Here is a 25,585-nt window from a genome sequence, read left to right as displayed (position 1 = left end):
TGAAGTGTGCTTTTACTTCTATTTTCCCATATCTAAACACCACTCATCAAGTTCAGTGTTAAACTAATCCCCTTCGGAGCATACTACTAGCAAAATGGATATGCACGAATCATCGGCAATGCGCCTTCTTCATGCGCCAATAAAGTCATCCTTATTAGCATGGAAAAAGTTTTGGATCTTGAAAGGGGATCAAACACATGAGTGAAACCTACTCCATACCCAAGGCAGGCCATGATCAGGACCAGACTCGCGAATCTCAGGATCAACGCGACCATAACAATAATAACACCCGTAGAGGCAGGCAGCAGTCGGGCAAAATACATACGCCCCTTATTCCTTTTGCACTCGAACTGGGCTTTTTTGCGGGCTTGCTCTGGGGATTGCTGCGCTGGTTGTTTTATACATTGCATTTTACGGTAGTCGCACCGGGATTTTTGGCAGAGCCTTTTTTCAAGCATTCGTTCATGAAAACGACGGCAGGGCATCTGGTGGGTCTACTGTTTTTTATAGCATTATCAGTTGTAGCTTCGCTAGTGTACACATTTATGTTTCGTAGGTATAAGGGTCCCTTGCCTGGCATCGTTTACGGTCTGGTCTGGTGGGTTATTTTATTCGTGTTGACAGGTCCCAAGCTCGGGATGATGAATCCGCTTCATCGTTTGACCTGGGATTCCATATATACGGAAATTTGTGTGTTTATACTGTGGGGGTTATTTATCGGATACACCGTTGCTGTTGAGTATACGGACGAGAGAAAGCGCGAGCCTGAGGAAGCTGGGGACTGAGCGCAACAAAAACTTCTCAAGCGGCTATCGCCTGTGTTAAAATAGCATTTGGTTATTTGACAGAGGGGAGCGGGATGAAAGATGAAGAATGACCGGGTGTTAAAGCTGCGGCAGGCGCTGGGCGAGCATGATCTGCGGGCTATATTGATTACAAGCCCTGTCAACCGCCGATATTTGACAGGATTCACTGGTTCGTCGGGTTATGTGCTGATTACGGAATCTCACAGCTATCTGCTGACCGACTTTCGTTATATGACACAGGCGACCGAGCAAGCGGCAGGCTTTACGGTGGTGCAGCACGCTGCGCAAGTCATGGAAACGGTGAAAGAGCTGTTGTCCTCCCATCAGATCGGCGAAACAGGCTTTGAGCAGGATCATGTATCTGTTGCGACGCATAAAGCTTACAGTGAAGATTTGTCCCCTGTTACATTGATTCCGGTATCGGGAATTGTAGAAAAGCTACGGGTATACAAGGATGCGGAAGAGCTGGAAGTGATGCAGCGGGCGGCGGATTTGGCAGATGCTACATTTGCACACATTTTGCCTTACATCAAACCGGGTGTCAGCGAGCGTGAGTTGGATCTGGAAATGGAATTCTTCATGCGCAAGCAGGGAGCTACGTCTTCCTCCTTTGACACGATTGTGGCATCCGGGGTTCGTTCGGCACTGCCTCACGGTGTAGCTAGCTCCAAGTTGGTACAAGCGGGCGAACTGATTACGTTTGATTTCGGTGCGTTGCTGGATGGCTACTGCTCCGATGTAACACGCACAGTAGCTACACAAGGGGATTTGTCGCCGCAGCTACGTGAGATCTACGATATTGTGCTCAAGGCGCAGCTTCACGCGCTGGAACATATTAAGCCAGGCATGACAGGCCGTGAAGCGGATGCGCTGACACGTGATATTATTGCAAGCCATGGCTATGGAGACAATTTCGGACACAGCACAGGTCATGGTCTGGGTCTGGAAGTCCATGAATCCACGCGTCTGTCGAAGGCAAGTGATGACATTCTGGAGCCTGGCATGGTTGTAACGGTTGAACCAGGTATTTATGTACCTGGATTGGGCGGCGTACGGATCGAGGATGATATCGTTATTACAGATAGCGGCATCAAGGTATTAACACATTCAAGCAAAGAATTTACAGTCGTTTAATACGATAACAGTCCTGTAGGAGGGGTATTTTAGTGATTAACGTAAATGATTTCAAAACAGGCTTGACCGTCGAGGTAGACGGAGATATTTTTACAGTACTGGACTTCCAACACGTAAAACCAGGTAAAGGTGCGGCATTCGTGCGCTCCAAGCTGAAAAACCTGCGTAACGGTAACACGGTTGAACGTACATTCCGTGCAGGTGAAACGATTGGTCGTGCGCAAATTGAAAACCGTGGTGTGTCTTACCTCTATGCGAGCGCTGACGAGCATACATTTATGGACAACGAAACATACGATCAATTCAACCTTTCCAGTGATCAACTGAAATGGGAACTTAACTTCCTGCAAGAAAACATGAATGTAAACATCATTAGCTATAATGGTGAAATTCTCGGGATTAACCTTCCTAACAGCGTAGAACTGAAGGTTATTGACACGGAGCCGGGTATTAAAGGCAACACGGCTACAGGTGCTACCAAAAATGCTAAAGTTGAAACAGGACTGAACGTTCAGGTTCCTTTGTTCATCAACCAGGATGATGTATTGCTGATTGATACACGCGATGGTAAATATATTTCCCGCGCATAAAATGGTCTAGCTTCTTCATATCCTCTGTCCTTGTCAAGGACAGAGGATTATTTGTTATGAATAACTGTTATTAAAAAACATTGGCTCCGCATAGCACTTTCGTATTATACTGTACTAAAGTTATGCCGTAGGATGTCACGTTCAAAGTCGGTTGTGCCATCTCAAGGTTACATACTGTTGAGTCTGAGGGAGTGAATATCGTTGTCTTTGTATGTCATGAAATTCGGAGGCAGTTCCGTCGGTGATACGGAGCGCATGAAACGCGTGGCAAAACGCGTTGTTGAGAAACAGAGTGAAGGGCATCAATGTGTAGTTGTTGTTTCTGCGATGGGGGACACAACAGACGAACTGATCGACCAGGCCAAATTGCTGAATGAGCAGTTGCCTGCACGTGAGTTGGATATGCTGATGACGACTGGCGAGCAAATTTCGATTGCATTGTTGTCGATGGCTATTCAGCAGTTGGGACATGAGGCGGTATCGTTTACAGGATGGCAGGCTGGTTTCCGTACGGAATCCGAGCATGGTCGGGCGAGAATTACGGACATCCAGCCTCAGCGGGTACTGGATGCACTAAGCAGCAATAAGATTGTCGTGGTTGCGGGTTTCCAGGGGATGTCTGCTGAAGGAGATATTACGACGCTGGGACGTGGTGGCTCTGACACGACGGCGGTTGCACTGGCGGCGGCGATCCAGGCAGATGCTTGTGAAATTTACACGGATGTGGATGGCATATATTCTACAGATCCACGGATCGTGAAGGTTGCCCGCAAGCTGAAAGAAATTTCCTATGATGAAATGCTGGAATTAGCCAATCTGGGTGCGGCAGTGTTGCATCCACGTGCGGTAGAATATGCGAAACATAACCGGGTACCGCTGATTGTGCGGTCCAGTTTTAACCATAATGAAGGAACGGTCGTAAAGGAGGATGCAGTAATGGAGCAGGGCGTAGTAGTCAGTGGGATTGCATATGATAAAAATGTAGCAAGAATCAGTATTTTGGGCGTAGTCGATACTCCTGGTGTACTGGCGAAAGTATTCGGAACGCTGGCGGGAGCCAAAATTGATGTAGACATTATTGTGCAAAGTGGTGTTGAGGCTGGCAAAGCAGACTTTTCCTTTACAGTGGCTCTAACGGATCGCGAAGCAGCCTTGAAGACGTTGGAAGGCATTCGCACAGAGCTTCCATACCGTGAAGTGACGTCTGAAGAAAACCTCGTCAAAGTATCCATCGTAGGTGCAGGCATGGTCAGCCATCCAGGCGTTGCAGCGCAAATGTTTGCTGTGTTGGCAGAACAAGGCGTGAGCATTAAAATGGTAAGCACATCTGAAATCAAGGTGTCGTGTGTGATCGAGGCTGGCAAACTCCATGGGGTTATTCAGGCGTTGCATACAGCGTACAATCTGGATACTGAGGAGCAAGCATTTGTAGGTGGACCGCAGGACCGTCGGTAATTTACTGACCGAAAGTGTGCACCACTAAGATGCAGCATATGAAGTTGCTTGAACGAAAGCAATCAAGTATAACGGCAGATGCATTGTACGCCTCCTATTTATAGTTTTATAATCATAGAATATAACGGTAGGTTAAGAGGTTGTTTTTCAGCGAGTGATGGGCTGAAGGGCAGCCTCTTTTATTGTGAATCTATTGTTTTTGTTCCAGGGTATCCCTTAGCCGTCAAGGCTTCGGGGTGCCTTTTTTAATTTTCGCAGATTCCATGAAGGAGCTTTAGGTGGCGTGAAATATGTTTGTTAAAGGCGGATAGGAGCTTTGAAATCAACGACTAGGTTTTCGATATATTTTCGGCATAAAAAGCGAGAGTCGGCCATAGACTTGTCTTAAAGAAAGAGGACAACTGTGAGGGGGCGGCATCGGTATGGAATGGCTGGAGTTATTTCCCGAACCGTTGCACGGTATACTCGGAAAGCTTCCGGAAACGGTATTCAAGCAACTGGAGGAAATTCGGGTCCGGGAAGGAAGACCGCTGGAAATTAATACAAATGGTGAACATCATTTTGTAACGTCCGCCGGTCGGCTGACTGTGAACCATATGGAAGCCTATAAGCCGGACCGGGAGGATGCCCACCGTTTGCTGGATTTTATCAGCAATCATTCCCTGTACACCATGGAGGAGGAGCTTCGCAAAGGGTTTATTACCATTCCCGGGGGTCACCGGATCGGGTTGGCGGGGAGAACGGTGCTGAGCAGAGGGCGAGTGGAGCATTTGAGGGATATAAGCAGCTTTAATGTAAGAATTGCCCGAGCGATTCCCGGTATAGCTGATCGCATATTGCCTTATGTAGCGGATCGAAAATCCGGTAAAATCCTTCATACCCTCATCTTGTCCCCGCCTCAGCATGGTAAAACAACACTGCTTAGGGACTTGGCCCGGCAACTAAGCTACGGGGGGATGGAAAGCAATGGGGGGCGTCGAAGCGGGCTTAAGGTAGGCATTATAGATGAACGTTCGGAGATTGCCGGCAGTCACAAGGGCATTCCCGGTTTTGATGTTGGACCTCGAACCGACGTATTGGATGGATGTCCGAAAGCAGAAGGCATGATGATGATGATTCGTTCCATGTCGCCAGATGTGCTGATCGTCGATGAAATCGGCCGACCTGAGGATGCCGAAGCGGTGCGTGAAGCGCTTCATGCGGGGATCGCAGTCATTGCTTCCGCGCATGGACGTGATGTGGCTGAAATGGCGACCCGGCCTGCTTTTGCCGGATTGACTACAGGACAGGAGCTGTTTCAGCTCTACGTCATGCTGGAGCGGACGAGCCGGGGCGTCTCCTTCCGGCTGGCAGATGCCAAACAGCGCAGGCTGACACTGTCTGCGGAAGGGCAGAACGGAGGCATATTCTATGCTTAAGCTACTGGGTGCCACGTTGGTTATACTCGCCGCTACGCTGGCTGGCTGGCAGCGGGCAAGGCAGTTTGCGCTGAGGCCGAGGCAGATCAGAGAGCTGATTCTCGCGCTGCAAAGGCTGACCACCGAGGTTTCCTACGGGGTGTCGCCGCTACCGGATGCTTTTGCCAAGACGGGAGAGCCGTTGCGGGAGCCGCTGCGAACCTTGTTCAAGCAAGCCTCACACTGGATGCACCCCTCCTTTGGGCTGACCGCCAGAGAAAGCCTGCATAAAGCGATTGAAGCCTCGTGGAGCCGCTCCAGTATGCAGCAGGCCGAGAAAGAAGCGATGCGGCAGCTAGCTTACAGTCTCGGAACCAGCGACCGTGAAGACCAGATCAAGCACATTGCGCTAACCATCCAGCAGCTATCCCATGAGGAAGCGCAGGCGCAGGCGGATCAGGTGAGATACGAGCGCATGAGCAGAAGCCTGGGACTGCTGATCGGAGCATTGATCGTCATTTTGATCTATTAGCGGGGTGCTCGAATGAATTTAGAAGTGAACGCTATTTTTCAGATTGCCGGAATTGGCATTATTATTGCCATGATTCATACCGTACTCAAGCAAATGGGCAAAGAAGACATGGCCCACTGGGTAACGGTCATTGGCTTTGTGGTGGTGCTATTCATGGTGGTACGAATGCTGGATGACCTTCTGCAAGAGATCAAATCTATCTTTCTTTTTCAGTAGGTGGACACATGGAAATCATTCAGGTGGTCGGCTTCGCCCTGATTGCCACAGTTCTTATTTTGGTCATTAAGGAACAGAAGCCGATGTTTGCTTTTCTGATTGCGACAGCTGCGGGAATCGTCATTTTTTTACTGTTGATTGGCAAGATTGGGTCCGTGGTTGCTGTGCTGGAGCGTCTGGCAAGGTCATCGGGCATGGATATGATTTATTTTAAAACCGTGCTGAAAATTATCGGTATCGCTTATATTGCCGAATTTGGAGCGCAGGTGGTTCGGGATGCGGGACAAGACGGGATTGCCTCCAAAATTGAGCTTACAGGAAAGGTGCTCATTATGGTGCTGGCCATCCCGATTATCAGCATTATCATTGACACGATTCTGAAGCTGATGCCCGCCTGAGGGGGTGATGCCATGAAAAGGCTGGAGGGCATGCCGAATCTCAAAGTGGTTGCCATTTTGCTGCTATGTCTCTGGTGTGCCTCGGCTGTGGTCATGTTTGCAGATACACCTGCGAATGAATGGATCAGACAACAGGCGGAGCAGATGCCCAAAGATGAGGTAGAGCATTATTGGGACGGGCTGATGCAGCAATATGGCGGATTTTTCCCTGATCAAAAAACGCCTTCCTTCATGGATATGCTGCTTCCGGGCGGTGAAGGGTTCAGCATTAAAGGTGTATTGAGCGCCATAGCCGATTTTTTCATCCACGAAATTCGGGTGAATGCCAAGTTGCTCGTCACCATTGTCATGCTCAGCATTATGAGTATGGTGCTGGAAACTCTGCAAAGCGCTTTTGAAAGTAATCAGGTCAGCAAAGTCGCCTACGCCATTGTCTACATGGTCATTATCATCCTGGCGATTAACAGCTTTAGTGTAGCGATCGGTTATGCAAAGGAAGCCATTGACAGCATGATTCAGTTTATGATGGCGATGCTGCCCCTGCTGTTTACCATGTTGGCTTCGATGGGTAACGTCGTAACCGTTTCGGTCACCCACCCGCTGATTGTATTTATGATCAACACGGTCGGGACGGTCATTCATACGCTGGTGTTCCCGCTGCTGTTCTTCTCGGCGGTGTTGTATCTGGTCAACTCACTGACAGGCAAATACAAGCTGACCCAGTTAGCCGATCTGCTGCGTAACGCCGGAGTAGGGGTGCTGGGGGTGCTGCTGACCATTTTTCTGGGTGTCATTTCCGTACAGGGCTTGACATCGTCTGTAACTGACGGATTAACGATCCGCACGGCCAAGTATGTTACAGGCAGTTTTGTTCCGGTGGTTGGCAAGGCGCTGGCAGATGCGACAGATACGGTCATTTCGGCTTCGTTGCTCGTGAAAAATGCCATTGGTCTGGTGGGAGTCATCATTATCCTGTTCCTCTGCGCCTTTCCTGCCCTCAAGATTCTAACGCTGGCCCTGATCTATAAAGTTACAGCAGCGATTATGCAGCCTTTGGGAGATACGCCTATTGTGGAATGCCTGGACGCAATCGGTAAAAGCATGATTTATGTTTTCGCAGCGCTGGCGGCAGTGGGTTTAATGTCCTTTCTTGCGATTACGGTCATGCTCGCGGCAGGCAATATGACAGTCATGATGAGGTGAGTAAATGATCGGAAATCAAACGGGGGGAGGGGAGTGACGTGACCTGGCTGGGAGGCTGGCTTAAGGAACTGGTGCTGATTGTGCTGCTGGCTTCTTTTATCGATATGATTTTGCCAAGCCGTTCCATGGAAAGATATGTCAAGCTCGTACTCAGCCTGCTTATTCTACTGACGCTGCTTTCTCCGGTCGTGCGTTTGCTGAGTACTAATCCTTCTGAGCTTCTGGGGCGCGCGTTTGATCTTCAACGTCAGGCAGAGACGGGCAAGGGCGAACCGACATTGGAGGAAATATTGGCAAAAGGCAACAAGCTGAAGCGGCAACAGGAGCAAAGCTCCATGCAATGGGCTGGCCAAGAGGTCGCCAAGGAAATGAAGGGACAACTGGAGCAGAGTACCGGGCTTGCGGTTCAATCAGTTCAGGTTACGCTTGCTCAGATGAAGCAGGGAGCATCCGATCTGGAGGCTGGAACGGGGATTCAGTCGGTCGTGGTTAAGTTGGCGGAGCAGCAGGCTGGGCGTAAGGAGAAAAGCACGAATATCCCGCCAGGTTCGGACTCCAAGCCGATTATGGTAGAGCCTGTCGCTGAAAAAGCAGTAAATATCCGCATAGAGCCAACACCTGTAAAAGCATCGGACCAAGAGAAGGGGACGTTAGAGGGTGCCAACAACCATGCGGAAGGCTCTGATGGTGAAAAGACAGCAGATACGCAAACTTTCGGCTTAATTACGAGACTGTTGTACGAAAAATGGGGGATCGACAGCAAAAATGTGCAGGTGCTTTCTTCACAGGACGGTACACATGAATGGTAACAGGAGGTGAGCAGAAATGGGCAAATGGATGAAAAAGTTGGAGCAATGGATGGGCGGGGGGGCAGACGGACCCAAAAGGTTCAATTCATTTCGCTGGCTGCTTATTCTCGGTCTTATCGGGGTCGCGATCATGCTTTTTAATTCGTTCGTGAATGTGAAAAAGGTGGATCCTGAAAACGTGGGGCGAGAGCCGCCTGGCGTGATGAAAAATGAACCTTCACTTCAGACAACGGGGGGGGAGGAAAGTTCCTTTGCCGGGATTGAGAAAGTGTTCGAAGATAATATGAAGCAGATGCTGGAGCAGATTGTTGGTGTAGGGACGGTCGATGTCATGGTTACGGTTGACTCCACTGAGGAAGTCATCGTTCAGCGTAATGTGAAGGATATGCAGGAAGAAAATAACGAGACGGATGCCAATGGCGGCCAGCGACATACCACTCAATATACACGCGATGGAGAGATTGTCACCTATGAATCGTCAGGAGGTCAACACACCCCGATTGTTACAAAAAAAGTAAAGCCGCAGGTGAGGGGAGTGCTGGTGGTAGCGATGGGAGCAGAAAACCCCACCGTGAAGCAGTTGATTGTGGATGCCGTACAGAAAGGCCTCAATGTGCCTTCCTATAAAATTTCAGTCGTCCCGCGCAAGCAGGGATAATTGAAATCATAAGCAGGGATAAATGAAAATCCTAATTTAATGATATTGGAGGACGGAACATGAATAATAAAAGACAAACCGTTTGGCTGGTGTCCATGCTGAGTTTAATGGTCGTGTTGTCTGCGTACTATCTGTTTACAGAGGACTCCAGCCCGGCTAACCCGCCTGTGGCGGATAGTGAGCAAGTGAGCAAGGTTAAGCAGGATACCGCCCAGGAAGCGACAGGCAAGGCAGAAGAGCAACTGAACGAGCTGAAAGTAAATGAAGTGGTGACTAATGGAGAGGTGACCGGAGAAGGAACTGTCTCTTCCGCAAAGACAGACAAGGCTGCTGCAACGGATCCTGCTACCGAATCTACTACAGGCGAAAATAAAGATACGGCCGCCACCCAGACTACTGAGTCTGCTAAATCAGATCAAAACACTACTGCTGCCACGCCAGATACGACGGCAAAAAGTGAGGACAAAACAGCGTCCACCGCGAAAACAGACCAGCAGGTACTCGATCAGGTGGCAACGGAACAAGCCGCGAAGCCTACGGCCGCTGCTGTTATCGACAACTACTTGCTGGAGCGGGATGTGGCAAATCAAAAGAAAAATGACGAGCTGACGACTGCAATGAACGATAGCACTGCCAAAAAAGCCGCTGAAGCACAAAAAGAACTACATGTACTGGAAGACAAACAGGCGAAAATCACCGGAATTGAGGAAGAGCTTCAGCAGCAGTTCGCCAATGCGGTGGTCCGCGAAGAAGATGCTGATAAATACAAGGTAGTAGTTCTGAGTGAAAAACTGGATGCCAAACAAGCGGTAACGATCGTCGATAAAGTCATGAAAGAATTGAACGTAACACAGGATAAGATCAGTGTCCAGTATGTTACACAATAAGACAATAATCGAGAAAAAGCCCGGATTTCTGCACATTTCCGGGCTCTTTCTATTTTTAATGATTGTGATATAATACATAAAGCTGTTTCAACAATGTAATCAGCAACCGGCAAAATGCTGAAGGAGTGATTAATAGAGATGTTCAAATTAAGCGAGATTAAGGAATTGATCAAGCTGGTGGATGAAACGTCTGTACATGAGCTTGAAATTGAAAATGAAGGAACTCGGCTGTTGATCCGTAAACCGGGCAAAAGCGAGATCGTTACTGTACAGGCCCCTGTGGCAGCACCTGTTTATACAGCGGCACCACAAACTGCTATTCCGAATCCACAAGCACAATCCGATGCAGGACATGCATCAGTTGGGGAAACCAAGGAATATGCAAGCAATCTACATAAAATCGTATCTCCGATGGTAGGGACTTTCTATAGTTCTTCATCCCCGGATACGGCTCCGTATGTGAGTATCGGCAGTAAAGTAGGCGAGAAAACAACGGTATGTATTATTGAAGCGATGAAGCTGATGAACGAGCTGGAAGCTGAAGTGAAGGGCGAAATTGTGGAAATTTTGGCCGAAAACGGACAGTTGGTCGAGTATGGCCAGCCATTGTTCCTTGTGAAACCGGAGTAAGACGCTCGCTTGAACCCTCTGTTTGAGGGTTCAGCAAGGCTGCTCCCAGGGAGGATAAAGTCATGACATTTCAAAAAGTATTGATTGCGAATCGTGGAGAAATTGCGGTTCGTATCATTCGCGCTTGCCGCGAAATGAATATTTCGACGGTTGCCGTGTATTCGGAAGCCGACAAGGATTCGTTACATGTGCGTCTCGCAGACGAGGCTTACTGTATCGGACCGACCCTGTCCAAGGACAGCTACCTGAATTTTACGAACCTGATGAGCGTTGCGACATTGACTGAATGTGATGCGATCCATCCAGGTTACGGATTTTTGGCTGAAAACGCCGACTTCGCTGAAATTTGCGAATCTTGCAATATTACGTTTATTGGTCCTTCTCCAGAAGCGATTAACAAAATGGGGGATAAGGCTGTCGCCAAGCAGACGATGAAGGATGCCGGGGTTCCGGTCATTCCGGGTTCGGACGGGCTGGTGGAGGATTTGCAGGATGCCATTACCATAGCTCGCGATATTGGCTATCCGGTAATCATCAAGGCCACCGCAGGTGGCGGCGGTAAAGGTATCCGTATCGCTGAGGATGAGGATAATCTTATTCAACAAATTACAACCGCCCAGCAGGAAGCGCAAAAAGCGTTTGGCAACGCAGGTGTGTATCTTGAAAAATATTTGACCGGTATGAAGCACGTGGAAATTCAGATCATAGCGGACAAGCACGGCAATGTTGCGCATCTGGGCGAACGGGACTGTTCTGTGCAGCGTCGTCGTCAGAAGCTGCTGGAGGAAGCGCCGTGTCCTGTGCTTTCGCAGGATGTGCGTGAAGAAATGGGGCAGGCAGCTGTTCGTGCTGCTTTGGCTGTACAATACTCCGGTGCAGGAACGCTGGAATTTTTGCTTGGACCGGATAATCAATTTTATTTTATGGAAATGAATACACGTATACAGGTTGAACATCCCGTAACAGAGATGATCACCGGTGTGGATTTGATTAAGGAAATGATTTTGGTCGCTGAAGGGCATCCGCTTTCTTTTACACAGGAAGAAGTCACCATCAATGGGTGGGCGATGGAGTGTCGTATTAACGCCGAGGACCCGGATCGCAATTTTATGCCTGCACCCGGTAAAATCGGATTTTATTTGCCTCCAGGCGGTCCTGGGGTACGCGTGGACAGCGCAGCTTATCCGGGTTACAGCATTCCTCCTTATTATGACTCCATGATCGCCAAATTGATTGTGTGGGCGCCTACACGTCAGGAAGCGATTGCCAAAATGAAGCGGGCTCTGTCTGAATTTGCTATTGAAGGCATACCGACAACGATTTCTTTTCATCAACGATTGTTGGAGCATCCGACCTTCGTCAAGGGCGATTTTGATATTAAATTTTTGGAGGAAAACGAAGTTTAATCGGTATATTTCCTCAGTTTGTCATAATGAACGCCAAATGATATAGTATGGATAATAAGTGAGCATGTCTGCTTTGAAATCCAAAGCTGAAGTGAAACTTATTTTGACCGAAAGGTGTTGAAGGTATGAGCACAGTGCCAACCGAATTCGAGCGTACAGAAATTGGGGAGATTCAGATTGCCCCGGAGGTTATTGAAGTCATTGCCGGACTGGCAACCGTTGAGGTGCCGGGCGTAGCGGGAATGAGTGGGGGATTTGCAGGCGGGTTTGCCGAACTGCTGGGCCGCAAAAATTTGTCCAAAGGTGTAAAAGTGGAAGTCGGACAGCGTGAAGCAGCTGTAGACGTCTCCGTCATTATCGAGTACGGTAACCGTCTGCCTGAGGTGGCTGCTGCTATTCAGCACAATGTTAAGCGTTCCATTGAAACTATGACAGGTCTTAATGTTGTTGAAGTGAACGTGCAAATTCATGATGTTCAATTCAAAAGTGCCGAAAAAGTAGAAGAGCCGGAAGTTCTGGGCGCCGGACGGGTTAAATAGAGCGATACTTTGTACAAACCCCCGACCCTTAAGGGTCGAGGGTTTACTCTAATTTAAGGAGGCTGTGCGTTTCGTGGCTAAAGTTATGGACAGACTTCTGCTGTTCTTGTACAGCTTAAGTATTGGAATTATTTCCATTCTCGCCATCCTCCTCCTGAGCGGGGCCATTCCGTATGCCTTAAGCATTCAGGATGAGCGGATTGTGTGGTTTACCAGCCTGATTATTGCAGGAGTGCTGCTGCTTTTGAGTCTCCGGGTTTTCTATATCTCCATTCGCCGGAACCAAACGGTACAGCATTCTATAGATCAACGAACGGAGTACGGCGACATTCAGATTTCAGTGGATACCATCGAAAATCTGTGTCTCAAAGCGGCCTCCAGATTTCGTGGGATACAGGATTTGAAAGCACGTATTCGCGTGCTGGAATCGGGACTTGATATTACGATTCGGGCGGTTGTGGACGGGGAAAGTTCGATTCCGGTGTTAACCTCCGAGGTACAAAAGGGGGTACACGACCATGTGGAAGAAATTACGGGAATTCCTGTGTCCAATGTGTCTGTGTACATCGCCAATGTTTCTCAGTCACCAAGCTTTAAGAGTCGTGTGGAATAGAGGTGATTTTCCCTGATGCCCTGGAAAGAAATATGGGGAAGTTACAAGGGTCGGATCATGGGGATTACGGCCGGCATTTTTTTCGGGTTTATTTATTTGTGGGCAGGCTTTTGGAATATGTTGTTCTTTGCATTGATGGTGTTCATCGGATATACGTTAGGAAGACGTAGCGACGCAGCGCTTGGTTCCCTCCTCCCTTGGAAGGAATGGAGCGACTGGCTGTCGCAGCGTTGGCGTCCTTTTAAATGAACCCTGTGATACGCTTTCTCCAAAATAGAGCTGTAGCTTCTTTGCGCCCAACGTTTTGGAGGATGCGTTCACAGGTTTTTTTGTGGAATTGGTTAAAATGAAAAAATAGATACAGGCAAGCGTAGGAGGCAGGGCATGAAAAGACGTCTGGCGAGGGAAATAGCGGTACAAAGCATGTACCATATGGAAATGAATGAAGTGGATGCGGCAGCAGCTGTGGATATGCTGCTACAGGAAGCCGCAGAGGAAAACGAAGCGGAAGTAGTCATCAAAAATGCAGCAGTATTAAGGACTTACGTATTGGAGCATGTGCGAGGTACCTGGGAGCACAAGGAAGCGATTGACAAACTTCTGGTGGATTATCTTAAAGGTTGGCAGATCAGCAGACTTTCACGCGTGGATCGCCAGATTTTGAGACTGGCGGCATATGAAATGATTTTTCGTGAGGATGTTCCAGCTAAAGTTGCAGTCAATGAAGCGATTGAATTGTCCAAGCATTTTGGCACCGAGGAGTCCGGTAAATTTGTCAACGGTGTTCTGGGACGAATTATACAAGAGCTGGAGCAATTGAAAGCACGGTTTTAAGTTGAGATTATTTTACTCAGGTTGGAGAGTGGTTGAATATGTCAGCACCGATCATTGATGGCAAACAAATCTCTAAAGATATTCGAGCAAGCATTCAGCAGGAGGTCGTCCGTCTGAAGGAGCACAACTTTCAGCCTGGACTGGCTGTCGTACTGGTAGGTGAAGACCCTGCTTCTCAGGTATATGTTAGAAACAAGGAAAAAGCATGTCATGATCTCGGTTATTATTCCGAGGTACATCGGCTGGCAGCGGATACTTCGCAGGAAGCATTGCTGAAACTGGTGGACAAACTGAATCACCAAAGTAATATTCACGGGATTCTGGTACAGCTTCCGTTGCCAAAACACATTCATGAAAAAGCAGTCATTGACGCTATTGAAGTCGAGAAGGATGTGGATGGATTCCATCCGGTGAACGTAGGGAATCTGGTCATCGGTGATGATAGTCTACTGCCCTGTACTCCTGCTGGTGTCATTGAGCTGATCAAGCGTGCCGGGGTAGAAATTGCAGGCAAGCATGCGGTGGTCATTGGTCGCAGTAATATCGTGGGCAAGCCGGTATCGCTGTTGTTGCAGCGCGAAAATGCTACGGTGACCATGTGCCACTCTCGTACGGCGAATATCGCCGAGCTGAGTCGGCAAGCGGATATTTTGGTGGTTGCCATTGGCAAAGCCAACTTTATTGATGCTTCTTTCGTGAAGCCCGGAGCGGTGGTCATTGATGTAGGCATGAATCGTCTGGAGAGCGGAAAACTGGCGGGTGACGTTGATTTTGAGAGCGTGAAGCAAGTATCCGGTCCGATTACCCCTGTTCCCGGCGGTGTAGGTCCAATGACGATTACCATGCTGATGCAAAATACACTCGTAGCGGCCAAGCGGTCGCACGGTTTGGCATAAGGGCGGTTGTCTGTGGCTGAACAGCGTATTTACTCTATTAAGGACCTGAATCGCTATATCCGGATGAAGCTGGAATCGGATCAGGTGCTGTCCGACGTATGGATACGCGGGGAAATTTCTAACTTTACGCATCATTCGAGTGGTCATATGTACTTTACGCTCAAGGATGAGGGTAGCCGCATCCGTTCGATTATGTTTGCGACCCATAATCAGCGGCTCCCCTTTGTGCCAAAGGAAGGTACGCGTGTTATTGCCCGGGGAAACGTATCTGTGTACGAAAGAGATGGACAGTATCAATTTTATGCGACCCAGATGCAGCCTGATGGCGTCGGAAGTCTCTATCTTGCATATGAGCAGCTCAAGCAAAAGCTGGATGTTGAAGGGCTGTTCGACAGCGCCCGCAAGCGCAAATTGCCTGCTCACCCGTCGACAATCGGTGTCATTACTTCACCAACCGGAGCTGCCGTACGCGATATTATCACGACGCTTCAACGGAGATACCCTCAGGCTGGAATTGTGCTATATCCTGTGCTTGTGCAGGGAAAAGGTGCTGCGCCCGCTATCGTTAAAGCGATTGAAGCTATGAACCGTATGCAGGAGGTTCAGGTGATGATCGTCGGGCGGGGCGGTGGCTCGCTTGAGGAGTTATGGGCGTTTAACGAGGAAGCGGTTGCGCGTGCCATTTTTGCATCGGGGATTCCGGTCATTTCAGCCGTCGGTCATGAAACGGATTTTACGATTGCCGATTTTGTAGCCGATTTGCGTGCGGCTACGCCGACTGCAGCCGCCGAGCTGGCTGTGCCTCATCAGCAAGAGTTGCGAGATCAGCTACTCCAGCGGGAAAAGCGATTACGTAACGCACTCCGACAGCGGCTGGAAACCAGCCGTGAGCGGTTGACCCGGCTTCGGCGCTCACCGGTGCTGCTGCACCCGCGCCGCTATATGCTACAGCATGCGGAGCGCATGGACATGCTGCATCAACGGCTCATCCGTGCAGCAGGCAATCGTTCGCGTCTGAACGCGGAAAAGAACGCGCGTATGCGTCAGGTACTGGAGCGGTTTAACCCGCGTGAACAAATCCGTTCGGCCCGCAAACAGACGGATGTGGCACAACGTCAGTTGGAGTCTGCGATGCGTGCCGTTACCAAGACGGGACGCCAGCAGTTGCACGCGGGTATTCGTCAGTTGGATGCGCTTAGCCCGCTTAAGGTCATGTCGCGAGGCTACAGCCTTGTGTATGATGAGCAGGAGAAACGGCTAATCAAGTCGTTAAAAGACATACAGCCGGGGGATTCCATCAAGATTAAAGTGAGTGACGGGCAGTTGGACTGCCAAGTATGGGGAATGAAGGAGGACGCGAAGCACGGTGGCGAATGAAACGGAATTGAATTTTGAAGCGGCTATGGCCGCTCTTGAAGAAATTGTCGGACAACTGGAGCATGGAGACGTTCCTCTGGAGCAAGCCATTGATTTGTTCCAGCGTGGTATGAAGCTGTCTCAGCTTTGCAGTCAGAAGCTGGAGCAAGTTGAGCGTAAAATTGAAATGATTGTGGAAGAGGACGGAGATTTGCGCAAGAAGCCTTTCGGCGGCGGATTGGATGAAAACGGTGGTGAAGGCGTTGAATAAACCGTCGTTCAAGGAATATTTGACCGGGACGGTGGACGAGGTTTCGTCTGCATTGACCGAGCAATTCCCAGCTCATTGGAGTATTCCGGCCGTTCTTCGTGAATCCATGAATTATTCACTCACCGCAGGTGGAAAACGCCTGCGGCCTCTGCTTGTGATCGCAGCTGCCGAAGCATTCGGCGGAAGCCGGGAGGCAGCGTTACCCGTAGCATGTGCGGTAGAAATGGTACATACGTACTCCCTGATTCACGACGACTTACCAGCCATGGATGATGATGATTATCGCCGGGGCAAACTGACGAATCATAAGGTATACGGTGAGGCGGTTGCTGTACTTGCAGGGGATGCATTGCTGACCCACGCTTTTTACAGTGTCGTACAGACAGGTCGGCGGCACGGGATTTCCTCCGATGCGCTACTGTCCATCGTGGAGGAGTTGTCCGAAATGAGCGGGGCACGGGGCATGGTAGGCGGTCAGGTCGCGGATATGTCCGGCGAGCAGGGGATGACAGGGATCGAGGAACTGGAGTACATCCATCTCCATAAAACCGCAGATTTGATCATTTTCTCCCTCTTGGCAGGTGGACGGATTGGCGGAGCGGACAAGAATCAATTAGAAGCGCTTCGCCAATTTGGACGAGACCTTGGTTTGGCTTTTCAAATTCAGGACGATATACTGGATCTTATAGGCGATGAGAGCAAAATGGGTAAAAAAACGCAAAGTGATGTTGAACAGGAAAAGGTAACTTATCCGTTTTTTATCGGTATGGAGGCATCCCAGCAGCAAGTAGAGAAACTCACGGCATCTGCCAAAAAAGCGTTAATAGAAGGCAATATACCGGATTCTTCGCGTTTGCTAGAGATTGCGGATTACCTGATGAAGCGTGATCACTAGTGCGGTTAAAGTATCTTTGGCTTGTCTAGAGTTTAAGCAAGGTCACAGAGTGTGATATAATATTTGTTAACTTTACACACAAACTTGAAGGAAAGCGGGGAGATATGCGTGCTGCTTCCACACATAAAGCAACCAGGCGATCTGAAATCACTGTCGGTTGAGGAGTTGGATTCTCTAGCCGAGGAAATCAGGAGCTTTTTGATTGAGAAGCTGTCCGTGACTGGGGGGCACCTGGCATCGAATCTGGGAGTGGTTGAGCTCACAATCGCCCTGCATTACTGCTATAACAGTCCGAAGGACAAAATGATTTATGACGTTGGGCATCAGGCCTACGTGCACAAAATATTGACAGGGCGAATGGACCGGTTTGATACCCTCCGCCAACGTGATGGACTTTGCGGTTTTGTAAAAAGAAGCGAGAGCGAGCATGATGTTTGGGAAGCTGGACATAGTAGCACTTCTTTGTCGGCTGCGATGGGGATGGCCTTGGCTCGTGATTTGAAAGGCGAGGACAATAAAGTCATTGCTATGATCGGGGATGGAGCGTTGACTGGAGGCATGGCCTTCGAAGCCTTGAATCATATCGGACACGAACGTAAAAACTTGATGGTCATTCTGAATGACAATGAAATGTCCATAGCGCCGAATGTAGGGGCCATGCATAATTATTTGAGCAAAATCCGCTCGGACCGTCATTATTTGCGGGCTAAGGATGAGCTGGAAGTTTTGCTGAAAAAAATACCTGCTATCGGCGGTAAACTTGCCAAATCGGCTGGCCGTGTTAAGGACAGTCTTAAATATATGATGGTGCCGGGCGTGCTGTTTGAGGAGTTGGGGCTTACGTATCTCGGTCCGGTCGACGGACATGATTTGCCGAAGCTGATCGAAACCTTCAAGCAGGCTGATAACGTCACTGGCCCTGTGCTGGTGCATGTCGTTACCACTAAGGGCAAGGGTTACAAGCCTGCGGAGGCAGATTCACACAAATGGCACGGAATCAGTCCGTACAAAATGGAATCCGGTCAGGTACTCAAGGCAGTGGGCAACCCCATGTATACGGAAATTTTTGGACGGACCCTGATTGAGATGGCTGAACAGGACGAACGTATTATAGCGGTTACGCCTGCCATGCCTAGTGGTTCCGGACTGGTGCCGTTCAGCAAGGAATTTCCTGCACGTATGATTGACGTTGGTATTGCTGAGCAACATGCTGCTACTATGTGTGCTGCGTTGGCAATGGAAGGGATGAAGCCGATATTTGCGGTCTACTCCACTTTTATGCAGCGTGCTTATGATCAAATTGTACATGATATATGTCGTCATAATGCGAATGTGATGTTTGCGATTGACCGTGCCGGTTTTGTCGGGGCCGACGGAGAAACGCACCATGGCGTGTTCGACGTAGCATTTTTACGTCATATCCCCAATCTGGTGCTTATGATGCCTAAGGATGAAAACGAGCTGCGCCATATGATGAAAACAGCGCTTGATTACGACGATGGTCCGATTGCTTATCGCTATCCGCGTGTTAATGTGGTTGGTGTGCCGTTGGACACAGAACTGAAGGCCATACCCATCGGTAGTTGGGAGCTTCTCCGCAAGGGTGAGGGCTACGCTGTAATCGCTTCAGGTCCGATGCTTCAGGTGGCGACAGAGGCTGCGGAGGCCATGAAGCGGGAAGGTTTGCAGGTGGGTGTCGTCAATGCGCGTTTCCTTAAGCCGTTGGATGAAGATATGCTGCGTGAGCTGGCCCAACAGCATACGAAGCTGATCATTTTGGAAGAAGCTTCTGAAGCGGGAAGCTTGGGTAGTGCCGTGCTGGAATTTTACGCCAAAGAAGAAATGCAAAATGCACAGGTGCGTCTGATGGGGATTCCTGATCTGTTCGTCGAGCATGGCTCGATCAAGGAGCAACGCGCCGAGGTAGGTCTTACCGTTGAAGCCGTGTGCCTGAAGCTTCGCAAATGGGTTTCCGAGCCAGTGTATGGCATGGGTCAATCGGTATAGTAGAATTTGTGACAACGATGATATTAATGAAAAAGTATGACAAGAGCAGCGTAGCTGCCTTAAAGGGAGATTAACATGTCTGTTCCGAAGGAACGCATTGATGTATTACTTGTAGAGCAAGGCTTTTTTGAAAGCCGTGAAAAAGCCAAAGCTGCAATTATGGCAGGGCTGGTACTGGCGGACAGTGAACGGATCGAGAAGGCGGGTATGAAGGTACCACGCGACAGTGAGCTTAAAGTAAAGGGTGCAGTGCATCCGTATGTAGGCCGTGGAGGGTTGAAGCTGGAAAAGGCTATCCGTCAATTCGAGCTGGACATGAAGGGCAAGACGATGCTGGATATCGGCTCATCCACCGGAGGTTTTACGGATTGTGCCCTCCAGCATGGAGCGGAGTATGTATATGCCATTGACGTGGGATATAATCAGCTGGACTGGTCGCTTCGTAATGACGAACGGGTATGCGTAATGGAGAAAACGAATTTCAGGTATACGACACCTGCGGATTTAAACGGTCCTATACCGAATTTCGCAAGTATCGATGTTTCTTTTATTTCGCTGCGCATTATTTTGCCGCCATTGCTTGCGTTGCTGCATCAGCCTGCTGACATTGTGGCTCTGATTAAGCCGCAATTTGAAGCCGGACGTGAAAAGGTGGGGAAATCCGGCGTTGTCCGCGATCCCGCAACACACAAAGAAGTATTGCAAACCATCCTGACGTTCTCACACGAGCTTGGACTTTCGCTGCAAGGATTGGCTTATTCTCCTATTACCGGTGGAGAAGGCAATATTGAATTTTTGGCGCATTGGCGTTTGGATAAGTCTGCTAATGCAGACTTGCAACAGGAAAACGTTGATTTCCGCTCGCTAATTGACCTTACTGTTCAGGAAGCAGGGCAGACCTTCAATAATGATCCGTCGCGTAAGTAACATTCAGGGGTTCTCAAGAGTTCTGTGAACTTAAGGGAACCTCTTTTTGGTGTGAGGGATTGATTAACGAACTTACGTTCGCCTATAATGAGGTATACAGGAGAAAAGGGATTTCACCTCCTGTTCTAGAATATGTCCATGAGGTGATCGATTCATGGACACGCGATATGATACGGTTATCATTGTTGTGATCGGCGTAATATTAGCGGTATGGGCTTTTTACGGTTTACGCACCTGGTTAAAGGAGCCGGGACCGCTTGTATTAAAGACCATACCAATTAACGAAGAGTTGGACGAAGGGCCTGCTGTGGACTTGCTGGAAGACGCGGGTTATGAACTGGTGGGCGGAAAAATGAAAATACCGCTTGCTTTTAAAGTGAATGGACATACCGTGTATAGCCGTTTGTTTATAGACTACGTGGCTGTGCGAAATGGTTCAACATATATGGTCAAAACGTCACGCCGCAAGAGACCGATGGAGTGGAATGGTCCTGATTTGCGGGACAGGCTTATGCCTTATCTGCTGCTTTATCCGGGCTGTGCGGGCGTATTGTACGTTGATATTGACGAACGGAATATCCGCCTTATTACATTAGCGGAAGACATTGAAGAAGAGGAATATAAGGATTAATCCATAGGAGGATTTTATGAAGGGTCAACGACATATTAAAATCAGGGAAATTATTTCACAACGGGAAATTGAAACGCAGGACGATCTGGTCGAAGCTTTACGCAAGGCAGGTTTTCAGGTCACTCAAGCCACTGTATCTCGGGACATCAAGGAACTGCTGCTTATTAAAGTCCCGATGGATGATGGCAGGTACAAATATTCGATGCCTTCAGATCAGCGATATAATCCGGCGCAGAAACTGAAACGTACATTGGTCGACAACTTTCTACATATTGACTATACGACCAATCTGATCGTAATGAAGTGCCTTCCGGGAACGGCGAACTCGATTGCTGCATTATTGGACAATATTGAATGGCCTGAAATTATGGGTACCATAAGCGGGGATGACACCATTTTGATTATTTGCCGATCAGAAGAGAACAGCGAGGCCATTGTGAATCGTCTTATGGGCTACATTTCCTAAATATTATTTCTTAGCCCATTTAGACGTTTGAATTTGTACATCATAGAGGTGAAAGAACGATGCTGGTCACTTTATCTATACGAAATTTGGCAGTTGTAGAGGCTGTCGATGTTCATTTTTATAAAGGGTTCCACGTATTGACCGGGGAAACAGGCGCGGGTAAATCCATCATTATTGATGCCCTCGGTCTGATTGCTGGAGGTAGAGGTTCGGCCGATCTGGTCCGTTATGGGTGTGATAAAGCAGAGATGGAGGCACTGTTTGAACTGCCGATTAAGCATCCGGTTTGGGTAACGTTAGAAGAGCAAGGAATCAAGGCAAATGCAGAAGAACATCTATTGATTCGGAGGGAACTGACCGTTCAAGGCAAAAGTTCATCGCGGATTAATGGTCAAATGGTCAATTTAACGATGCTGCGTGAGGTGGGTGAGCAGCTCGTCAATATTCACGGTCAGCATGAGCATCAAAGTTTGCTACGTGCAGACCGCCATTTGGCGTTGCTGGATACGTTCGGTGATTCGGTCATCGGTCCGGTCAAAACACTTTACAGAGAGCGCTACAATGCTTTTGTCAAAGCGGAAAAAGAAGTACGAGAGCTGCAAAGTTCCAGCCAAAAGGCCTATCAGTTATTGGACATGTATCGGTTTCAGTTGGAGGAAATTGCTGCTGCCGAGCTTAAATTGGGAGAGGATGAATTATTGGCAGAAGAACGGGTCAAGCTATCCCATAGTGAGAAAATGATGGATGGGATATCAGGAGCCTACGATCTGCTAAGCGGCAGAGGTGGACTGGATATGATCAATAACGTGTTGTCCAGACTGAATGATGTCCAAAGCTACGACAGCAAAAGCCTTCAGCCTATTGCGGAGCAGATTCAATCTGCTTTTTACCAACTGGAGGATGCGGCGTTCCAATTACGTTCATACCGTGAGGATATTGAATTTAATCCGGGCAAGCTGCATGAAGTGGAGCAACGTCTGAATCAAATTACCGGGTTACAGCGAAAATATGGTGATAGTATTGAGCAGATTTTGGAATACTATAGCCGTATTGAGCAGGAAACCGATATGCTGGAAAATAAGGATGAACGGCTGGAGCAATTAATTGCAAGGCGGGATGAGTTGCTTTCGGATTTGCTACAGATTGCAGAAGAGCTTACAGAAGCGCGTGAAATTTGTGCTGAAGAGCTGGCCGAGCAGGTAGAGCAGGAGCTAAAGGATCTGCAAATGGAAAGAACGTCACTCAAGGTTCGTATTGATCCGATTGAAGATCCACGCGGATATGAATATAAAGGTCGGCGGGTACGACCAACCAAGCAGGGCATCGATAATGCGGAATTTCTGATTTCCCCGAATCCGGGGGAGCCGCTTCGTCCGCTGGGCAAGATTGCTTCGGGTGGTGAACTGTCCCGTATCATGTTGGCGATGAAAAGTATTTTTGCACGTCATGATCAAATTCCGGTACTCATTTTTGACGAGGTGGATACTGGGGTAAGCGGTCGCGCGGCTCAATCCATTGCCGAAAAACTGTATCGTTTGTCTTCTGTCTGCCAGGTGTTCTCGATTACTCATTTGCCGCAGGTGGCATGTATGGCGGATCACCAGTACCTAATTGAGAAGAATGTTCATGACGAACGTACAATGACGCAAATTGAAGCGTTAAATGAGGACGGACGTATAAAGGAATTGGCACGTATGCTGGGCGGCGTGGAAATTACCGAAAAAACTTTGCATCACGCACAGGAAATGCTGAATTTGGCGGAAGGAAAGAAAACCTGAAAAGAGCGGCTGGCGTAATGATTAACAGTTATAAAAGCCTGGGGGCAAGGTTACCTTAAAGGTACGCAATTGGCGACCACCTTTACTCGTCAAGCGAAAGAAGCAAAGGGAGCGTGACAGCCATTGAATTTTTACTCCAGGATCAAATTGCTCGGTCTTTTGCTTGTTTTTCTTATTTGTTGTATCGGTAACGCCAAGCATGTGCATGCAGCGCTACCTTCACAAGCTTCTCTGGAATTATTCGGTTCCCATGCAGTGAAGACGCCTCAAGAGAACATGATTCCCGACTTGAGGGTATATCCAGGGGGTCAGACGATCGGGGTTAAAGTAAAATCTTCAGGAGTGCTTGTTGTTGGTCATCATGTCATTCAGGAAAGTATGGATCGCAAGGTGTCACCTGGAGAGGCTGCCGGGATTCGTCTCGGTGATCGGATCACCCATATGAATGGCAAACCTTTGGATAGCCTGACAAGGGTAGCGGAGGCTGTAGAGGAAGCGGGCAAGAACAAAAAGCCGCTCGACATCACGCTTTGCCGGGGGGAGCAGACGATTTCCACCAAGCTAACACCAGCTTATGATCTTGATGATAAGGCATGGCGGCTTGGACTGTATATTAGGGACTCAGCTGCGGGTGTAGGCACCTTGACCTTTTACGCACCGGATCAGGGGGTATATGGGGCCTTGGGGCACGTTATTACCGACATGAATACCCAGACCCCCATTGTTGTGGGGAGCGGGGAAATAGTGCAATCCAATGTGACGTCAATTGCGAAAAGTCAAAGTGGTGAACCAGGGGAAAAACGCGCACATTTTCTCAAGGATCATCGGGTATTAGGTAATATTGAACGAAACACAAACTTTGGGATTTTTGGGAAGATGTCAGATGAGCCGCAATATGGTTTGTATTCCAAGCCAATTCCTGTGGCACTTGCGAATGAAGTAAAAGAAGGACCCGCAGAAATTTTGACTGTATTGGAAGGTCAGCAGATTCAGCGGTTTAAGGCAGAGGTCGTACACATTTCTCAACAGGATAAACCGGCAACCAAAGGACTTGTTATTCGTATCGTAGATCCAAAGTTGCTGGATAAGACTGGGGGAATTGTACAAGGGATGAGCGGAAGCCCAATTATTCAGAACGGCAAGCTCATCGGGGCTGTGACGCATGTATTTGTTAACGATCCTAAATCAGGCTACGGCTGCTTTATCGAATGGATGCTGCGTGATGCAGGAATCATAAAGAATAACGTAAGCTTGAAATCATCCTCTAATCTTAAGGCCAGCTAGTGGCCTTAAGATTTTTTTGTCGAAAGGCAAAGAATAAACTCGTAATAGCAAGTTAAAGAATTAATTATAATGGAAACCATAAAAAAAATAAATAAAAATAATTTTCGACAGAAGGAATTCATAATTCGATGTCGAAATCATATACTCCGACAAGAAATATTTATTTGCTGTAAACTGATATCCCAACTGAATAACACTCAATAAGGAGGAAGTACATTGCAAAAAATTGAGGTATTGTTGGCTGATGACAACCGGGAATTTACGAATTTGCTTGCCGAATATATTTCCGATCAGGAGGATATGGAAGTTACAGGAATCGCCTATAATGGTGAAGAAGTGCTCCAACACATTGCAGAATCCCGTAACGTACCTGATGTACTTATTTTAGATATTATCATGCCTCATCTGGACGGCCTCGGCGTACTGGAGCGCCTGAGAGAAATGAACCTGTCTCCACAACCGAAAATCATTATGCTGACTGCATTTGGGCAAGAAAATATTACGCAAAGGGCTGTACAGCTCGGGGCATCTTATTATATTTTGAAGCCGTTTGATATGGAAGTGCTTGCGAACCGCGTTCGCCAATTGGTGGGACCACAGTTAGTTAGCAGCAGTCCGGTGACCATTTCTTCCATGCGGTCTAATGTGGTGCCAATGGGTAAAACGAAAAATCTGGATGCCAGTATTACGGCCATTATCCATGAAATCGGTGTGCCAGCTCATATTAAGGGCTATCAATATTTACGCGAAGCCATTACGATGGTATACAATAATATCGAAATTTTGGGTGCCATCACCAAAACATTATATCCGGCAATCGCCGAAAAATTCAAAACGACGGCATCTCGCGTGGAACGCGCTATTCGCCATGCTATCGAGGTAGCATGGACACGTGGCAATATCGACAGCATCTCTCACCTGTTTGGGTATACGATTAATATCTCCAAATCCAAGCCAACGAATAGCG

General features: G+C 48.4%; 29 protein-coding genes. All 29 read left to right on the top strand.

The window, feature by feature from the left end; translation table 11 throughout:
- The first annotated feature begins 197 nt into the window (after window positions 1-197).
- A complete protein-coding gene (locus C1I60_RS21675) occupies window positions 198-785 on the top strand; it encodes a YqhR family membrane protein (RefSeq protein ID WP_137063567.1) in 588 nt (195 codons plus the stop codon).
- An 81-nt stretch (window positions 786-866) separates the two neighbouring features.
- Window positions 867-1,940 carry a M24 family metallopeptidase gene (locus tag C1I60_RS21670; protein WP_137063566.1) on the top strand — a complete coding sequence of 358 codons (1,074 nt, stop codon included), beginning with the start codon at window positions 867-869 and terminating at the stop codon, window positions 1,938-1,940.
- Window positions 1,941-1,972: 32 nt separating this feature from the next.
- Complete coding sequence (gene efp / locus C1I60_RS21665) at window positions 1,973-2,530, top strand: elongation factor P (protein ID WP_044647663.1); 558 nt, start codon at window positions 1,973-1,975, stop codon at window positions 2,528-2,530.
- Window positions 2,531-2,731: 201 nt separating this feature from the next.
- Window positions 2,732-3,985, top strand: coding sequence for an aspartate kinase (locus tag C1I60_RS21660; RefSeq protein WP_044647662.1), 1,254 nt, complete (start codon window positions 2,732-2,734; stop codon window positions 3,983-3,985).
- A gap of 422 nt (window positions 3,986-4,407) precedes the next feature.
- Window positions 4,408-5,403 (top strand): stage III sporulation protein AA, encoded by a 996-nt coding sequence (gene spoIIIAA, locus C1I60_RS21655; protein ID WP_137063565.1) that lies wholly within the window; start codon window positions 4,408-4,410, stop codon window positions 5,401-5,403.
- The gene (gene spoIIIAB / locus C1I60_RS21650) at window positions 5,396-5,914 is read left to right on the top strand and encodes a stage III sporulation protein SpoIIIAB (RefSeq protein ID WP_137063564.1); all 519 of its coding nucleotides are present in this window, start codon (window positions 5,396-5,398) and stop codon (window positions 5,912-5,914) included. The genes spoIIIAA and spoIIIAB overlap by 8 nt, the downstream gene beginning before the upstream one ends.
- A gap of 12 nt (window positions 5,915-5,926) precedes the next feature.
- The gene (spoIIIAC, locus tag C1I60_RS21645) at window positions 5,927-6,130 is read left to right on the top strand and encodes a stage III sporulation protein AC (protein ID WP_137063563.1); all 204 of its coding nucleotides are present in this window, start codon (window positions 5,927-5,929) and stop codon (window positions 6,128-6,130) included.
- An 8-nt stretch (window positions 6,131-6,138) separates the two neighbouring features.
- Window positions 6,139-6,528 (top strand): stage III sporulation protein AD, encoded by a 390-nt coding sequence (spoIIIAD, locus tag C1I60_RS21640; RefSeq protein ID WP_025683336.1) that lies wholly within the window; start codon window positions 6,139-6,141, stop codon window positions 6,526-6,528.
- A 12-nt stretch (window positions 6,529-6,540) separates the two neighbouring features.
- Window positions 6,541-7,731: a stage III sporulation protein AE gene (gene spoIIIAE / locus C1I60_RS21635; protein ID WP_137063562.1), complete on the top strand. Its 1,191-nt coding sequence runs from the start codon at window positions 6,541-6,543 to the stop codon at window positions 7,729-7,731.
- 38 nt (window positions 7,732-7,769) lie between these two features.
- Window positions 7,770-8,540, top strand: a complete 771-nt coding sequence (gene spoIIIAF / locus C1I60_RS21630; protein ID WP_137063561.1) for a stage III sporulation protein AF — start codon at window positions 7,770-7,772, stop codon at window positions 8,538-8,540.
- A gap of 16 nt (window positions 8,541-8,556) precedes the next feature.
- Window positions 8,557-9,198, top strand: coding sequence for a stage III sporulation protein AG (gene spoIIIAG / locus C1I60_RS21625; protein WP_137063560.1), 642 nt, complete (start codon window positions 8,557-8,559; stop codon window positions 9,196-9,198).
- Window positions 9,199-9,257: 59 nt separating this feature from the next.
- Window positions 9,258-10,085: a SpoIIIAH-like family protein gene (locus tag C1I60_RS21620; RefSeq protein WP_137063559.1), complete on the top strand. Its 828-nt coding sequence runs from the start codon at window positions 9,258-9,260 to the stop codon at window positions 10,083-10,085.
- 138 nt (window positions 10,086-10,223) lie between these two features.
- Window positions 10,224-10,715, top strand: a complete 492-nt coding sequence (gene accB / locus C1I60_RS21615) for an acetyl-CoA carboxylase biotin carboxyl carrier protein (protein ID WP_137063558.1) — start codon at window positions 10,224-10,226, stop codon at window positions 10,713-10,715.
- 62 nt (window positions 10,716-10,777) lie between these two features.
- The gene (accC, locus tag C1I60_RS21610; protein WP_137063557.1) at window positions 10,778-12,121 is read left to right on the top strand and encodes an acetyl-CoA carboxylase biotin carboxylase subunit; all 1,344 of its coding nucleotides are present in this window, start codon (window positions 10,778-10,780) and stop codon (window positions 12,119-12,121) included.
- Window positions 12,122-12,246: 125 nt separating this feature from the next.
- Window positions 12,247-12,660 carry an Asp23/Gls24 family envelope stress response protein gene (locus C1I60_RS21605; protein WP_007430927.1) on the top strand — a complete coding sequence of 138 codons (414 nt, stop codon included), beginning with the start codon at window positions 12,247-12,249 and terminating at the stop codon, window positions 12,658-12,660.
- A gap of 73 nt (window positions 12,661-12,733) precedes the next feature.
- Complete coding sequence (gene amaP, locus C1I60_RS21600) at window positions 12,734-13,273, top strand: alkaline shock response membrane anchor protein AmaP (protein ID WP_025683329.1); 540 nt, start codon at window positions 12,734-12,736, stop codon at window positions 13,271-13,273.
- A 15-nt stretch (window positions 13,274-13,288) separates the two neighbouring features.
- Entirely contained in the window at window positions 13,289-13,522 is a 234-nt protein-coding gene (locus C1I60_RS21595) for a DUF2273 domain-containing protein (protein WP_137063556.1), read from the top strand.
- A 135-nt stretch (window positions 13,523-13,657) separates the two neighbouring features.
- Complete coding sequence (gene nusB, locus C1I60_RS21590; RefSeq protein ID WP_137063555.1) at window positions 13,658-14,107, top strand: transcription antitermination factor NusB; 450 nt, start codon at window positions 13,658-13,660, stop codon at window positions 14,105-14,107.
- 38 nt (window positions 14,108-14,145) lie between these two features.
- On the top strand, window positions 14,146-15,003 hold the full coding sequence (folD, locus tag C1I60_RS21585) for a bifunctional methylenetetrahydrofolate dehydrogenase/methenyltetrahydrofolate cyclohydrolase FolD (RefSeq protein WP_137063554.1): 858 nt from the start codon (window positions 14,146-14,148) through the stop codon (window positions 15,001-15,003).
- 12 nt (window positions 15,004-15,015) lie between these two features.
- On the top strand, window positions 15,016-16,380 hold the full coding sequence (gene xseA, locus C1I60_RS21580) for an exodeoxyribonuclease VII large subunit (RefSeq protein WP_137063553.1): 1,365 nt from the start codon (window positions 15,016-15,018) through the stop codon (window positions 16,378-16,380).
- Window positions 16,370-16,630 (top strand): exodeoxyribonuclease VII small subunit, encoded by a 261-nt coding sequence (gene xseB, locus C1I60_RS21575; RefSeq protein WP_007430920.1) that lies wholly within the window; start codon window positions 16,370-16,372, stop codon window positions 16,628-16,630. The genes xseA and xseB overlap by 11 nt, the downstream gene beginning before the upstream one ends.
- Window positions 16,602-17,525: a polyprenyl synthetase family protein gene (locus C1I60_RS21570; protein ID WP_137063552.1), complete on the top strand. Its 924-nt coding sequence runs from the start codon at window positions 16,602-16,604 to the stop codon at window positions 17,523-17,525. Before xseB ends, C1I60_RS21570 begins: the two co-directional genes overlap by 29 nt.
- A 108-nt stretch (window positions 17,526-17,633) precedes the next feature.
- On the top strand, window positions 17,634-19,532 hold the full coding sequence (dxs, locus tag C1I60_RS21565) for a 1-deoxy-D-xylulose-5-phosphate synthase (RefSeq protein ID WP_137063551.1): 1,899 nt from the start codon (window positions 17,634-17,636) through the stop codon (window positions 19,530-19,532).
- Between the two features lie 75 nt (window positions 19,533-19,607).
- A complete protein-coding gene (locus C1I60_RS21560; protein ID WP_137063550.1) occupies window positions 19,608-20,459 on the top strand; it encodes a TlyA family RNA methyltransferase in 852 nt (283 codons plus the stop codon).
- A gap of 154 nt (window positions 20,460-20,613) precedes the next feature.
- A complete protein-coding gene (locus tag C1I60_RS21555) occupies window positions 20,614-21,090 on the top strand; it encodes a hypothetical protein (protein ID WP_137063549.1) in 477 nt (158 codons plus the stop codon).
- Between the two features lie 16 nt (window positions 21,091-21,106).
- Complete coding sequence (ahrC, locus tag C1I60_RS21550) at window positions 21,107-21,556, top strand: transcriptional regulator AhrC/ArgR (protein WP_014282217.1); 450 nt, start codon at window positions 21,107-21,109, stop codon at window positions 21,554-21,556.
- Window positions 21,557-21,615: 59 nt separating this feature from the next.
- Window positions 21,616-23,334, top strand: coding sequence for a DNA repair protein RecN (gene recN / locus C1I60_RS21545; protein WP_137063548.1), 1,719 nt, complete (start codon window positions 21,616-21,618; stop codon window positions 23,332-23,334).
- Window positions 23,335-23,457: 123 nt separating this feature from the next.
- The gene (gene spoIVB / locus C1I60_RS21540) at window positions 23,458-24,618 is read left to right on the top strand and encodes a SpoIVB peptidase (protein ID WP_137063547.1); all 1,161 of its coding nucleotides are present in this window, start codon (window positions 23,458-23,460) and stop codon (window positions 24,616-24,618) included.
- 216 nt (window positions 24,619-24,834) lie between these two features.
- Window positions 24,835-25,585: sporulation transcription factor Spo0A (gene spo0A, locus C1I60_RS21535; RefSeq protein WP_137063881.1), on the top strand; the 751-nt coding region annotated here is incomplete at its 3' end.

Source organism: Paenibacillus terrae (genome assembly GCF_005217525.1).
GTDB classification, from domain to species: Bacteria; Bacillota; Bacilli; order Paenibacillales; family Paenibacillaceae; genus Paenibacillus; species Paenibacillus terrae_C.
Note: the sequence above shows the minus strand (reverse complement) of the source record. Positions and strands in the feature narration are given on the sequence as shown.

Bases quoted from the DNA above. Each gene is read 5' to 3' on its own strand.
- C1I60_RS21675 (WP_137063567.1), top strand. From the start codon at position 198: ATGAGTGAAACCTACTCCATACCCAAGGCAGGCCATGATCAGGACCAG.
- C1I60_RS21670 (WP_137063566.1), top strand. From the start codon at position 867: ATGAAGAATGACCGGGTGTTAAAGCTGCGGCAGGCGCTGGGCGAGCAT.
- spoIIIAA (WP_137063565.1), top strand. From the start codon at position 4,408: ATGGAATGGCTGGAGTTATTTCCCGAACCGTTGCACGGTATACTCGGA.
- spoIIIAB (WP_137063564.1), top strand. From the start codon at position 5,396: ATGCTTAAGCTACTGGGTGCCACGTTGGTTATACTCGCCGCTACGCTG.
- spoIIIAC (WP_137063563.1), top strand. From the start codon at position 5,927: ATGAATTTAGAAGTGAACGCTATTTTTCAGATTGCCGGAATTGGCATT.
- spoIIIAD (WP_025683336.1), top strand. From the start codon at position 6,139: ATGGAAATCATTCAGGTGGTCGGCTTCGCCCTGATTGCCACAGTTCTT.
- spoIIIAE (WP_137063562.1), top strand. From the start codon at position 6,541: ATGAAAAGGCTGGAGGGCATGCCGAATCTCAAAGTGGTTGCCATTTTG.
- spoIIIAG (WP_137063560.1), top strand. From the start codon at position 8,557: ATGGGCAAATGGATGAAAAAGTTGGAGCAATGGATGGGCGGGGGGGCA.
- C1I60_RS21620 (WP_137063559.1), top strand. From the start codon at position 9,258: ATGAATAATAAAAGACAAACCGTTTGGCTGGTGTCCATGCTGAGTTTA.
- accB (WP_137063558.1), top strand. From the start codon at position 10,224: ATGTTCAAATTAAGCGAGATTAAGGAATTGATCAAGCTGGTGGATGAA.
- accC (WP_137063557.1), top strand. From the start codon at position 10,778: ATGACATTTCAAAAAGTATTGATTGCGAATCGTGGAGAAATTGCGGTT.
- C1I60_RS21605 (WP_007430927.1), top strand. From the start codon at position 12,247: ATGAGCACAGTGCCAACCGAATTCGAGCGTACAGAAATTGGGGAGATT.
- C1I60_RS21595 (WP_137063556.1), top strand. From the start codon at position 13,289: ATGCCCTGGAAAGAAATATGGGGAAGTTACAAGGGTCGGATCATGGGG.
- nusB (WP_137063555.1), top strand. From the start codon at position 13,658: ATGAAAAGACGTCTGGCGAGGGAAATAGCGGTACAAAGCATGTACCAT.
- folD (WP_137063554.1), top strand. From the start codon at position 14,146: ATGTCAGCACCGATCATTGATGGCAAACAAATCTCTAAAGATATTCGA.
- C1I60_RS21570 (WP_137063552.1), top strand. From the start codon at position 16,602: ATGAAAACGGTGGTGAAGGCGTTGAATAAACCGTCGTTCAAGGAATAT.
- C1I60_RS21560 (WP_137063550.1), top strand. From the start codon at position 19,608: ATGTCTGTTCCGAAGGAACGCATTGATGTATTACTTGTAGAGCAAGGC.
- C1I60_RS21555 (WP_137063549.1), top strand. From the start codon at position 20,614: ATGGACACGCGATATGATACGGTTATCATTGTTGTGATCGGCGTAATA.
- ahrC (WP_014282217.1), top strand. From the start codon at position 21,107: ATGAAGGGTCAACGACATATTAAAATCAGGGAAATTATTTCACAACGG.
- recN (WP_137063548.1), top strand. From the start codon at position 21,616: ATGCTGGTCACTTTATCTATACGAAATTTGGCAGTTGTAGAGGCTGTC.